Consider the following 12,497-nt stretch of genomic DNA (forward strand, 5'->3'; position numbering starts at 1 on the left):
TGCCCTTCATTTCATTGCCGCTGGAAACGGTCGGCAAGTTCGAAAAGCACCGCACACGCCGTTGCCGAAAATGCAACTGCATGAATATTTTCGCAACGCGGGATCAAGCGCGCGCTGGTTTCGTAATATCAAAGCCCGGTTGTCGTCACCCATGTGCATGCGATGCGATTTCGCATCCGCTGCGGGCGACATGCCTGTCTTCGTTGTGAGGTGATCCATGCGAGGTAATTCATGAATAGTCGCGCCGTAATTCACGACCAGGATCTGATCCGCTCCGCGTTTCCCGAATGGGATACCCTTCACCGGACCATGACATCGCCCGACGTGCAAAACGTCGTCATCGATATCGTGTTCGACTGGCTGAGCATCACCGTTGCCATCCTGATGCTGCTGCGTGTCGGATGGTGGACGGCACCGGCGACTGTTGCATGGATCGGTAACCGGCAGCGTGCGCTCGGCAACCTGCTGCACGACGCCGCACACCGCAATTTTGCCCGCTCCAGCCGACTCAACGACGCGCTCGCGCGACTTTTCATCGCGCCGGCGCTCTTCAACGGTCTAGCCCGCTATCGGGAACTCCACGCCCGCCATCACGCGTGGCTGGGCGACCCCGCGCGCGACCCGGACTACATCGCCGTTCAGCCCGGTCCTGGGGACGGCTGGTGGCAACCGTTTCTCAAGGTGCTGCTTACGCCAGCGGCCTGGTCTGCTTCGACATTCGGCCACCTGCATCTACGGGGGCTCGGCTGGATGCAGCGCCTGGGCATCATCGGATGGTGGGTCGCCCTGCTGGGTGCCGCGACCCTTATATGGGGCGTTCATGCGGCGGCGCTTTTTTTCGGCGTCTGGATGCTGGCGAGAGCCACGTTCTTTCACGCGATCACCACGTTTCGTGAGCTGTGCGATCACTTCGGTCTGGCGCGAGGCGGGATTTTCAGTTACACGCGTGACGTCTCGTCCCGCAGCGTCATGCGCTGGATCATTCACCCGCACAACAACGGTTACCACCTCACGCATCACCTGATGCCCTCGATTCCCTATCACCGCCTGCCTCGCGCACAGCGCAGGCTGCTGGCTTTGCCCGCCTTCGCCAGCGAGGCGAGAGTCTGCCATACGTATTTTCGCGGCCCTGAGGCGGTCGTGCGCGAATGGGAAGTCCAGGGAGGTGAAAATGTTGCAGCGTAATCTCGGTGCGATTCATGTGGCTGCGCTGCTCGTCTCGGCCAGCTACGGTGTCGCCTTCCTGCTCGGTTCCGGCGAAATGGCACTGCATGCCGGCATGGCGGGCAGTCTGTATGCGATCGTCACCGCACTAGGCATGCTCGCGCTTGCGCTGGCCGCGCCGACACTCTGGCGGGGCCGCGAACTCATCTGGGACGTGTTTGGCGAGCGGTACGGTCCGGTGGTGCGCAGGCTCGTCGCGCTGCTCTCGCTCGTCTGGATGTCCGGCGTACTGGCCGCCCAGATCCATGGCGGTATAGCCGTGCTCGTCGCGACGGGCCTACCGGCAACCCATGCACTGGTGCTGATCGCCGCGGCGCTGCTGGTCATGTCCTGCATTGAGCTCGGCATCGCTGCGGCGCTCTTTGCGTGCTGCCTGCTGGCGACGAACATCGCGCTTGTGCATGCGCTTGTCGCATCGGGCGGGCTGCCCGTGTACCTGCATGCGTGGCCGTCCTTCATTGCAGAGATATGCGCTGCGCCACGAGCCGGGACCCTGGTCACCATTGCAGCGGTCGGCTTTCTGGTCATCACGGGATCGGACTATCAACAGTTCGCCATCGCTGCGCGCCGACCGCGGGATGCGTGGCTGGGCTGCGTGTTCGCGAGCCTCTTCCTGATGGTGACGGGGTTTCTTCCGGCCGCGACGGTCGTCGCAGCGCTTCGCGCCGGCAAGCTGTACGGCCTGAGCGAGACCGCGAGTGCGATCCCATGGATCATGCTGCAGACCAGTGGGGCGATGGGGATGGTTTGCATCGGCGTCATCCTCCTGGCCGCGCTCGGATCGGGAACGGCCATTACGCGAGCGATGTCGTCGGCCCTTGAGGGCCTATATTCGCGTGATGGCCGCCACGGCCACGCGGGTGATGGTCACCACGGCCAAGCGTCGCGCGTGCTGATCGTTGCCATCGGATGCGCAATTGCGACGGACGGTCAGGCGATCGTATCAACCATCGTTTCGTTGAACGTCGTGTATGTTGCGGCCGTCGGGTTGCTGTTTCTCCTTCACGAGACCGGACGACGCATTGCGCCGCGCTGCGCATCATGGATGTTGCTCTCTGGCACTGTGACCTCCCTGCTCGTTTCGTCGATGAACTGGACTGATATCGGCAATCTGCCCGGCTGGCTCCCGCTGCCCGCCGGGTTGCTGGCGTCCGCCTGCGTGCTGGCCGCATGGCGATTCACCCGCCTGCCGGGGCGCGTGCGATCCTGAAATCCGGCCTTCGAAGCCGGGCAGAATGGAGCGGTGGGCAGGCAAACTTACCCCTGGCCGTTCGGGCGTTCAGACGAGCAATTCTGATTTCGGCTTCGGACGTTTCAGTCTCCCTGGCTGGATTCGCCCGACCGGCGCTGGATGGCCCTGTAGTCGGTAGGGGTCTTGCCGAGATGCCTGCGAAACAGCTTGGCAAGTCGCCCGCCGCTGCCCACGCCACAACGTCGCGCGATCTTGTCGACTGGCAGACGGGTCTCCACGAGCAAACGGCAACACCTGTCGAGGCGCAGATGCAGGAGGTAGTCGCACGGTGTGACGCCCATTTCCGCCTTGAAACGTCGCAGGAAGTTCCTGCCGCTCATGGCGGCCACCTCGGCAGCCCGCCCGATCGCAAGCGGCTGGTTGCCATTTGTCTCCAGCCATCGCGCAGCGGCCCGGATCTTCTCGCTGACATCGCGCGTCGCCGTTCGACAGATCATGCCGGTAAGTAGCGTCAGCGCCGGTGACATGATGTCGTGCGGAATCGGGCGCACAATCTCACCGCCAAGGTCTTCCTGGATGATGCCTAACGCCGCGCGAATCGCCGGAGACACCTCGTGCGTGGTCGGCGCCCGGAGGGTCGTTCTGCCCTCAACTGAAGCCTGTTCGTCGATGCACCAACCGGCTTGCGCGCATCTGAACCCGGCTCCTTCCAGTAGCTGGTGCCCTTCGGCAATGGGATAAACGAGCCCGGCACGCTCACCTGTTCGGCGCAGCCACTCCATGAGCTGCCTGTCGCATGCGATGTGTTGAACGCCTGCCCCGCCTGCGACGAAAAGCACCTGGAAATGCCTGACATGGCGCGGCGTGTCGACGCTTTCGGTCCACACGTTGACCGAAGACGAGCTTGCGACGCAACCGCCGGCACTCGAAAGCAGATACACCTGGTACGGCACCGCACGCCCCCGGTCACATGAAACGAGTGCATTGGCAGACTGGAACAGTTCGATAACAGACGCGGTCTCGCAGAGCGCAAAGCCGTCGAATAATGCAATACCAATATGCTTCACTGACTGGATCGTAACGTTCTCCGGCATGTACGCGTAATTGTCGTCGCTGGAAATGGGTGGCCGCCCGTTGGCAGGCAACATTTCCCGCCCCTATGGACCGTTATGGTCCCGGATTCGTCGCCGGCGTAACATTCCCCGCTCGCGTCACCCGGAACCCCCGGGTGAACGGAATCGAGGTAAATGAAACGGGACCGGCTCTGAGAAAGGACAGCGGGAGATGGGACCGCATGACATGCCCCCAGAAAGACATGGGCGACAATGAGGCGTGACCAGAGCGGCCGAAAGACACGCCACGCAGCGTCGAGGCGGCCATCTGCGATGATTCTTCAACTGCCGCCCTCTCCCTTCAGAGCCGGCTGAACCAGGCTTCGGCGTGCCGCTTCCATCACCAGTGCACTGATCTTCGCGAGCGACGCGGGCTCCTGCTCCCAGTGATGCCAGTACAGATCGATCATCACGTCGTGATCGGGGGCGAGCGCAACCAGTCTGCCGTCAGTGATTCGCGGCTCGGCCTGCATCGCCGGTACGAGACCATACCCGACGCCGTCAACAATTGCATTGAATAACGCCGACGGTGAAGGCAAATAGTGCTTGATGTACCTGCCGACTGTCGCGCCGAAGTACGACTTGAGAAATATGTCGTGCAACCTGTCCTTGCGGTCAAACAGGATGGCTGGTGCCTTGAGCGCGCCGGGCAGGATCAGGCCGCCAGCGAAATGTTCGCGGGCGAACCCGGGCGAAGCGACACACTGATAGCGCATCTGTCCGACCGGCTCGGCCGCGAAACGCTCACCCACAGGCTCCGCCTGCGTCGAAAGAAAGCCTTTGACGTCGCCGCGGGCAAGCGCATCGAGCGTGTGATCCTGGTCATCGACCAGAATCTCAAGCTCGACATGGTACTGCACCAGCTCACGCGTCACCGGCTCGAACCAGGTTGCAAGGGAATCGGCGTTGATCGCCAGTGCCAGCGCAGTCGTTCCGGCTCTTCCGGGCTCGATCTCCCGTAGCAGGTCGTCCTCCCGAAGCCGGATGGACATGAAATGACGATAGACTTTTTCTCCTGCCTGCGTCGGCATCACAGTCGGTTCGCGGATCAGGAGCAGTGCCCCCGTTGACCTTTCAAGCCGCTTGACCCGGCGTGTCGCTGCAGCAGAAGAGATGTTCAGTGCCGCGGCCGCCTGCGAGAAACTGCGATACTCAACGACCGCGGCAAACGTTTCCAGTTCGGTCATGTTCAACATCGTGTCCTCTTCCTGAACCACGCATAGGTATCAACAAAAAACTCTGTCTGGAATGCGGCGGCGCCGTCGCCCCCTCACCGCTCGAGGCTGCGGCGCCGATGGTTTCCTTCGTTCAGGTGCCCAAGCGCCGCCATCGGTACTCCAGCAGACGCGCACCTTCGCTGAAGTTGTTGCCCGATTCCAGTGGTTGATCCACGTGAGTGACGGGCTGGGCATTCATTGCATCTTCCAGATCGTTGCCGGCCTTTCGGATGACCATCCTTGCCCAGCGAGGATGCGATGACGGCGCCGTTTCAGTGGTTCCTTCCGAAGCATGCCATTGCAGCGTCAGCCGGCGCCAGGCCGGCGTGGAAGTAGCCCTGCAGACGCTTGATGATCATCGCGTCAGGGTAATACGGCGGGCGCACGAAATTCGCTGCTACGGCTTCGTCGTACCAGGCGCACGTCCATATCTCCAGCTCCCGGGCGTATTCAAGCGTGAGCGGCTTCGACTTTTCGAACATTTTTGTACTCCGTTCATTCCCGGACCGGCCCGGTGTGGATTGCGCCGCCGATACTTCAGTCGCGCTGCGCTCGAAGAAAACTAAACACCGGACGTTCAGGCTCAGACGGGAATACGCGTCAACCGCGGTCATTGTCGCGGAAGAAAATCACAGGCGGACTCCCAGTTGGTCCGCATGCCAGCGACGAGCTGCGTGATGACCGGCACGCCACTTTCAGGTTTGTGGTGAAGGATGTCGCTCATGATTTCCCGTTTCTCCCGCAGGACCTTCCGTCTCGCATATCAGTCCCGTTCCGGCTCAGACGTCGATTGCACCAAACCGGCGATGAAGATCGGCTCAAAGAGATATCCCTGAACCCAATGCGCGCCACAGGCCTGCGATAACCCGAGGTCTTCCTCGTCCTCGACATGTTCGACCACCACATGGGAAGCGCATGTCTGCGCCAGACGGATCAGTGCACTCAAACGCACTCTCGCGGCCCTGTTCGCGCGCGCCTGGTGCAGATATCCACCATCCACTTTTGCAATGTCCACGCCCAGTATCATCAGACTCCTCACGAAGCTGTAGCCGGCGCCGATGTCATCGAGCGCGATGCGACATCCGAGCTGTTGCAGTGCACGGACGAAGTCCGCGACTGCGTCGATGTCCGTCAACGGCGCGCTCTCCGTCAACTCGATGACGAGTCGTGCCGCGACCTGCGGCTCCCGGGCAAGCGTTTCGATCACCGTCGACCACCAGCCGCCGAGCGTCGCACTCTGGATCGACACGTTACAGCCTAGCGACATGCCCGGATACGCGCGCAACGTATCGATCACGGCCGTCACGACCCACCGGTCGAGGCGGCTCACCAGTCCGAGCCGTTCGAGCGCGGGAATCCACTTGCCTGCACTGACCGGCACCCCATTTCCGGTCCTGCACAACAACGCCTCCCAATAGTTGACGCTCTCCGTGTCCATCGCGCTGCAAACCTTTTCGTAGCGGAAGCACAACTCGTCGCGTTCCATCGCACCTAGCAGTTCGCCGGCAATTTCCATGTCCCGCGCGTATCGGGTCCGCCACTTCCTGGTGCCCATGCGCATCTCCACGGATGCTTCGTTTTCGGGGTCGAACGGTGCGCCGTCGCAGGTCGGGATCGATGCACCGATAGCTGCGCGGATTGGGCCCATCGACGCGAACACCGGCGCGTCACCCAGCGCCGCGATAACCGCTTCGACCATGCTATGGTCGCTGCAAACTGCGTGAGCCTTCGCCACGTCTTCAGGCACAGCACCGTCAATCAGAACGACAATCTGATCTGCGGTGCGCGTCATGATGGCCGACTCTCGCGCACAGAAATCGCGAGCGCGCTCGTGCACGACGTGCCTGACGGTCAGCGCGGTTGCGGTGCCATAGGCGCTTTCGATGTGGGCGAGGTTACGGATTGTGACACCACGATGCACAACGAACGCCTGCGCGCGGTGCCGTCGGACATCGAACCTTCATTCGCCGCCGCGCCCACGCCCGGTACGTACTGCTCTGTTACCGATGATGAAGTCGCTTCCGTTGGTGGCGGGACCAGATAAATGCGCCCGTTCACCGCGAAACCTCAAAACACGATGCGGCCAGACAGACAGCCTTGTGCACATTGGCAGGTCTGCCGCTCGCGGCTCGCTGAAACGCGCCGTGACGGCCGTCGCGTATGTGCCGCATTGTGACGCTGGCCTCCAGCCGGGCGGTCTGCATCTTTTGCGCTCGAAGAGCGCTGCCTTCGCCTCCGATGAGGACATGGAACTCCGAACCTTGTGCGTGACCAGCGGTCTCGCGCCTGGTCATGGGATTATTCTCACCGCACGGATTCAGGAGACGTCGTTGACAGCCCGCGAACAATGGATGCGACCGGCCGCGTGAAGTCCATCCTTTAGCGCCTCGGGCAGCGGAACCCCGGCGCCAGCTTCGCGCGACACCCGTGTCCTGCGCAAGCACTACGTGTATGTGCCGAAGAGGATGCTCTTCAGTGAAATTCCGGAGGGCAGCACGGATTGAAGGCCGACCGGCACTGCGCGACCGACCCGCGGCGCGCACGCCAGGTATCGGGCTCGCCGCCATCGTGCAGGCGGCAAAGAAAGTTGGATCAGTAACCACAAGACGTCATCGGGTATCGGATTGGCCATCGCATCCCGTAACGGGACAACGATGAGCGGAACGCAGCACAATCGCGATTAGAGGCTCCGTCGCCTTACGGTCTGCGCTTCCGCGTTAAGTTAATTTACGCGACCTGCATGGCTGGTCTTTCGGGTTCGGGCGGGAAGACGGACCATGACCCATCACGGTGGCGAAAAAAGAACATCGCCTTTGAGCCCGCCCCGTTGTCTGCGACGACACAAACGTAGCGCCCGTGCCCGGATCGTCCGACGTGACTGACTCTAAACCCCCGCCCCGGATCAGGCTCCAGCCAATCCTGAACCATCGTTTTCAGCGACTTTCCTGCACTTGCCATGACCCCCTCCGTCCAGTTTCAACATCACAGCACCTCCTTCGTATATCGCTCACGTGGCGTAGTGCCGTGCTCTCTGTGCCGTCAATGTCAATCGTGAAACGCGACGCTTGCGCATTAAACACGTTAAGCGCCGACAGCGCCGACCCACATTGATCTCGGTCCGAGTTGGCTGTGCTATTCCATCGGCCCCGGCGAGGGCAGGACGTCATTGTCGGACTTGCGACGTTCTGCAGCACAGACAAAGCTTCGCCAGAATCACGACTCACTCCACTCGCCCCGAGGCCATCGCGCCTACCTTATTCGTCAGCCAGGCCTGGTGAGGCCGGAGTGCCTCGACGCATCCTGCCCAGAAAACCGCCAGATGCGTTGGCGCACGGATCACCTCGTCCTGTCTTCTCGTATCAAGGTCCTGTCGCGCCAGCGCGTCCGTCTGCTGCGGCGATGGGCACCGTTGTATGTGAGTGGTCGGCCGTTGTCGGGCGCTAAGCCAGCCCGCACCTAAAATTCCGATCGCGGTTACGTACTGATTTAGTGCTTCAGATACCTGTTATCAGTATCATCGACTTGATGTTCGCTCGCGCTCACCATACCGGGCGATGGCGTTGCAGGATCAATCGCCGGTACTTCATCAAGAATCGCGAGGGGCATGCCGGCGGCGTAATCTACCTGGGTATCCATGCTTCTTGTCCTTCGCATAAAAGTGACTGTTGGAATGCTCACAGCGGAGCCCGTTGAGTCAGGGAGATTGCGGGGCCAGCAGTGGCGTGGATGCAAGTGCCGGGGCTATGTTGCGCAGCACATTACTGCTCCCGACGACTCGCCAGAAAACCTGCGTTCGAGGCCGCCGTAGGCCTCATCTGCTGGCGGCAGAATAGCGACGTGCCCGCCCCGCTATCCGCCGCGGGTCTGAATATGCAGGCCTCGGGAAACCCGTCCCGCAGCATCACGGTAACTCGCCCGACCTTCACGTCTGCGTGGCCAATGCGGCCACAAGGATCGATCCGCATAACTTCTCTGCAGTGCCAAACACCTTCGCATAGAACTCACTCGCACGCAATCAGGAAGTGACGACTAGCAGATTCATTCTGTTTGTAGCGCTGAAAAGGCACTATCTGCAACGACCTGATGGAGCGGACTGTCGCAATCGAGAGCCCGGCATCCGTTCGATGTCATACCACTCAACTGGCGACATGCTTGCGTCGTCTGCGAGGCTAACGGACAGATGGCTCCTGCTCTCGCATCCGGAATTCGATGCGCGATTCCATCCCGGCACACACTGGTTCTATACCGGCAAGCTTTCCGGGCACCACCTTTGCGATAGGAGAAGGCAATCGTCGGCGGACCTGCCATGCGTAGCACTTCCAGTGAGACATAACGCACACCGCCGGAGGTGCGCCCAAATTCCGCCACGCACAATGACCTCTTCGGCATAGATGGAAGTCATTTCTCGACCAGTGCGCGCAACGGTGTTCTCTCGGCATTCATCTTCGACATTAATCGTCGCGCTTGAACGCGAACTCAACGTAGGCATTGTTATCCGCAATGCGTGCAGGTTTGCGGTGAAATCGTCTTGGAAATGTCCGGTTTCCCGCGTTGATGACTGAAAAACGCAACTTTTGGGCGAGCGTTGATTCTGTGAGGCGGAGCAGCGCGAAACGGACTGGAACCCTCGAGATTTTTTGTGCGCACGCGACGGAGTGGTCTCCGTGGTTAAGAGCGAGGCAGCCTCGTGACGGAAAGATGAAATGCGGTGACCAGCCCGCGGATATGAGCTTGATCCATCGTCGATAGACAGCCCGTGTGCCGCGTTACCAATCCGGCCGGATACGTTGATGTTCGGGATCGCGGCAGCGAGAGCTACGCTCGTGCTGCTTGCAAAAACAGGCCATATGAAAAATCATTCTCCAGCGCCAATTGGCCGATCTTTGCGTGAAGCGTCTTCAGATCCACCGGGGGCTCATTGACGGGCGCGCCGCCGCGCCGAACACATCGCCCGCCCGTTCCTGCAACTGCCGCTTCCATTCTGTGATCTGGTTCGGATGAACCTCAAACTGCTGCGCCAGTTCTGCAAGCGTGCGCTCGCCGCATACAACTGCCAGTGGCACCTTCGCCTTGAACGCCGCTGAGTGCGTGCGCCGGGTTCTCTTCGTTACCCGCGACATGCGCCAACCGGCACTCCGATCCCAGTCGAGGGGATCATAACCCGCACAGTCGGGCGTGTTTCCATGGACATGCCGACCGTGGATTTGACACCGTGCCCGAATGCCGGCATTGGCTCGAAGGTCGAACTCTGGGGCAATACAGTCAAGATTGACGACGTCGCATCGTCGGCGGGGAAGGCCCGATATTTTCAAATCCAAAAAAGGAAAAATAACACCGGCAGTCCTTTTAATTAGAGTGATTCCTCTAAACGCGCAATCTCACACGCGTGGTGCGCAAGCTGACGCCGCTGCGGTCGCCGGGACGCACGAGTTGGAAGCCGGCGTCCAACTGTGCTGCGGTCCGAAGGAAGCCGGCGAGCGCGAAGGGAGCGTGCTCTGGCGTCGCGACTGTCATCCATGCCGGCATTCGGTCTGAAACCAATAGTCGACCAAGCGCTGTGCCGCTTGCAGGTCATCGGGGTAATACGGATCGTCGTACCACGGGGACGGGTCATAACCAGCTTTCCTCAGGGCGGCCAGTTCGCTTTGATGCTGCGCCATCGTCGGCGGCGCGTTGGTCTTGAGCGCCGCCAGATCGCGGCATTCTGTCGGGCTGAGATGCGGCCCGGCATACGGCACGGCATACGGGGCGCCGCCGACGACACAGCCGGCAAGCAGAAGCACCACAGCCGGAATTATCAGCGCCGTTCTGGGCGCATTCGTCATGGTCTTCTCCTGAAAAGCACCGGCCGGCCGATAGCGCGCCACCCCGGCCGGCGTTTCGCCCTCAAGTGGTCGATTGGTCGCCGCTGCCGAGTTCGGTGTGCTTGTGAGAGTGGGTCGCGCCATGAACCAACTCGTAGTGCGCACCCTTGCCGCTGCGCGTGGGCGGAAAATGCTCGCCTTCGACACACGTCACTTCGAAGCCGGAGGCGCCGTCGCGATCTTCGATGACCTTGTAAATTCCGGAGGTCTGAAACTTCTCGCCGGTTTGTGCTGTTCGGCCACGGCAAAGCTCCTTTTGTGAATTTGCCTTACTCGAGCAAGCGTCGTTCCGGGTCGGCCATGGATGCAAGGAGAGCTGGTTAAGCGGACGATAGCCGTTTCAGTTGCCACTGCCGGACCCACAAGCGGCGCGATGTTGTCAAATCCGAATGCTCTTCTCTTTCGTATCACGCGAATGCGTATCTTTTCGGCCCTGAAGCGCCCGCCCTGATGAACCTTCCCGCGTCAAGAAACGGATGCTTGACGCAATCATTTTTTCATGGTCTGTAAGGTAAGATCACGGTGTCGCGCGTTCCGCAAGGCACCGTCGACGCCTTTTGAATAATCTGACTTTAACCACCGATTTTGGAGCAACCAACAAAATGGCAACCGGTACTGTGAAGTGGTTTAACGACGCAAAGGGCTTCGGCTTCATCTCTCCGGACGACGGCGGCGACGACCTCTTCGCGCATTTCTCCGAAATTCGGGCTGGCGGTTTTAAGTCGCTCCAGGAAGGCCAAAAGGTCAGCTTCGAGGTGAAACAGGGCCCAAAGGGCAAGCAGGCAGCCAACATCCAGCCGCTTTGATGCGTTGAAGCTGGCGGGCGTCGCCGCGGTACGACGCCCTTCGACAGTTATGAGGTAGGCTAGGCCCATTTCCCGTCCCTCTTCTAATGCAGTAGGAACCGTTCGGGCGGCCGAGAATTCGGCATCTGGCTGACGGACCTACGCACAGATCGCCTGCGCAACCATGAGCTATCCGCCTGTCCTCCCGGCAGCCGGCGACATCGGTGCTCGCTACCCCTCGATCGAGCCGCACTGTCCGAGTCATGCAGCAAATGCTCGAACAGCCGCCTCCGATCGGACGGCTGCCGCGTTTCAGGTGAATTGCCAGACGACCGGACAGCATCACGTCGAAGCGAGCCCGACGCGTCGGGACGGCAGAAAGATTACAAGTCAAAGATTTTTCACAATGTCAAAATCATCGGAGTTATCGCGTATCCTGTAAGCCCTCTCAATATATTTGTTTGGATCGCTCTCGAAGTCGTCCCATTTAGCCGAATAGATGTACGAGGGTTCTCCCAGATACGGCTTCAATCCAGTTGAATGCTGGTCGCAATCGCTGTGTTGAGGGTTCTTTACATTGAACATATTCTTCGAGAGAATGTTGAAGAGCGTCGGCGTGTTCAGCGTACGGCATTCACACGACGGACACGACTTTTCAGTGATGTAATAGCCATAACTTCCCTGCCGATCGGGCAGGACCACCGCAAGCACTGCATTCACCCCCTTCGTGCGTCCATTGCGCGGCTGCTGACGAAGTGAATACGATATCTCCCACGGTATCCACTGCTTCTTCTCCGGTGTGCCGTGAGCCTTCATACCTTTTGAGATCAGTACTATCGTAAGCGTGCTGTCGTAGATTCTGTCTCGCAGCTTCTCCTCGATCGTTGCGTCAGTTAGCTCGCTCAGATTATTTTCATCATCCTCTCCCTTGAAGATGTGATCCTCGTCCGCAAGGATGTCATCCAGCGCGTCCACATATCGACGAGCGGTAGTTAAGGCGTCGCTATTCAGAACCCGCACGTCCCCATCGGCGTACTTGTACGAAACGAATATCTTGCGTCCCATGTCGAGCAGCTTCCTTTCTTATCGTTGATTCTTCACTG

The 12,497-nt window shown here is 60.2% G+C and carries 10 protein-coding genes and 2 pseudogenes; 4 read left to right on the top strand and 8 right to left on the bottom strand.

The features are described 5' to 3' along the window. Positions 1-231: 231 nt before the first annotated feature. Positions 232-1,185 (top strand): fatty acid desaturase family protein, encoded by a 954-nt coding sequence (locus tag BM438_RS09260; RefSeq protein WP_093633954.1) that lies wholly within the window; start codon positions 232-234, stop codon positions 1,183-1,185. After that, complete coding sequence (locus BM438_RS09265) at positions 1,172-2,434, top strand: SLC5/6 family protein (RefSeq protein ID WP_093633955.1); 1,263 nt, start codon at positions 1,172-1,174, stop codon at positions 2,432-2,434. The genes BM438_RS09260 and BM438_RS09265 overlap by 14 nt, the downstream gene beginning before the upstream one ends. 104 nt (positions 2,435-2,538) lie before the next feature. Here BM438_RS09265 and BM438_RS09270 read toward each other — a convergent pair whose 3' ends face one another. From BM438_RS09270 to BM438_RS46170, 6 genes and pseudogenes are all read right to left on the bottom strand, one after another. Continuing rightward, positions 2,539-3,564 carry a helix-turn-helix domain-containing protein gene (locus BM438_RS09270; protein ID WP_093633956.1) on the bottom strand — a complete coding sequence of 342 codons (1,026 nt, stop codon included), beginning with the start codon at positions 3,562-3,564 and terminating at the stop codon, positions 2,539-2,541. Positions 3,565-3,809: 245 nt separating this feature from the next. After that, positions 3,810-4,724, bottom strand: a complete 915-nt coding sequence (locus BM438_RS09275) for an HTH-type transcriptional regulator ArgP (RefSeq protein WP_167378352.1) — start codon at positions 4,722-4,724, stop codon at positions 3,810-3,812. Positions 4,725-5,017: 293 nt separating this feature from the next. After that, the gene (locus tag BM438_RS09280) at positions 5,018-5,227 is read right to left on the bottom strand and encodes a hypothetical protein (protein ID WP_093633957.1); all 210 of its coding nucleotides are present in this window, start codon (positions 5,225-5,227) and stop codon (positions 5,018-5,020) included. 281 nt (positions 5,228-5,508) lie between these two features. Then, positions 5,509-6,537, bottom strand: coding sequence for an EAL domain-containing protein (locus BM438_RS09285; protein ID WP_143131680.1), 1,029 nt, complete (start codon positions 6,535-6,537; stop codon positions 5,509-5,511). A gap of 1,694 nt (positions 6,538-8,231) precedes the next feature. Continuing rightward, the gene (locus BM438_RS45450; protein WP_167378353.1) at positions 8,232-8,381 is read right to left on the bottom strand and encodes a hypothetical protein; all 150 of its coding nucleotides are present in this window, start codon (positions 8,379-8,381) and stop codon (positions 8,232-8,234) included. A 1,215-nt stretch (positions 8,382-9,596) separates the two neighbouring features. After that, positions 9,597-9,865 (bottom strand): annotated as a pseudogene (locus tag BM438_RS46170) (transposase); the annotation flags it as partial. Between BM438_RS46170 and BM438_RS09310 the strand changes: the two are divergent. Then, a pseudogene (locus BM438_RS09310) lies at positions 9,854-10,051 on the top strand (alanine racemase C-terminal domain-containing protein); the annotation flags it as partial. The pseudogenes BM438_RS46170 and BM438_RS09310 sit on opposite strands and share 12 nt — an antisense overlap. Before the next feature lie 204 nt (positions 10,052-10,255). Here the strand turns inward: BM438_RS09310 and BM438_RS09315 are convergent. After that, positions 10,256-10,570, bottom strand: a complete 315-nt coding sequence (locus BM438_RS09315; protein ID WP_093633963.1) for a DUF4148 domain-containing protein — start codon at positions 10,568-10,570, stop codon at positions 10,256-10,258. A 641-nt stretch (positions 10,571-11,211) separates the two neighbouring features. Between BM438_RS09315 and BM438_RS09325 the strand changes: the two genes are divergently transcribed. Further along, positions 11,212-11,415, top strand: coding sequence for a cold-shock protein (locus tag BM438_RS09325; protein ID WP_093633965.1), 204 nt, complete (start codon positions 11,212-11,214; stop codon positions 11,413-11,415). 369 nt (positions 11,416-11,784) lie between these two features. On the opposite strand, the gene BM438_RS09330 is transcribed toward BM438_RS09325, so the two are convergent. Continuing rightward, complete coding sequence (locus BM438_RS09330; RefSeq protein WP_093633966.1) at positions 11,785-12,459, bottom strand: TIR domain-containing protein; 675 nt, start codon at positions 12,457-12,459, stop codon at positions 11,785-11,787. Positions 12,460-12,497: the final 38 nt, after the last annotated feature.

Source organism: Paraburkholderia aspalathi (assembly GCF_900116445.1).
Lineage (GTDB): Bacteria > Pseudomonadota > Gammaproteobacteria > Burkholderiales > Burkholderiaceae > Paraburkholderia > Paraburkholderia aspalathi.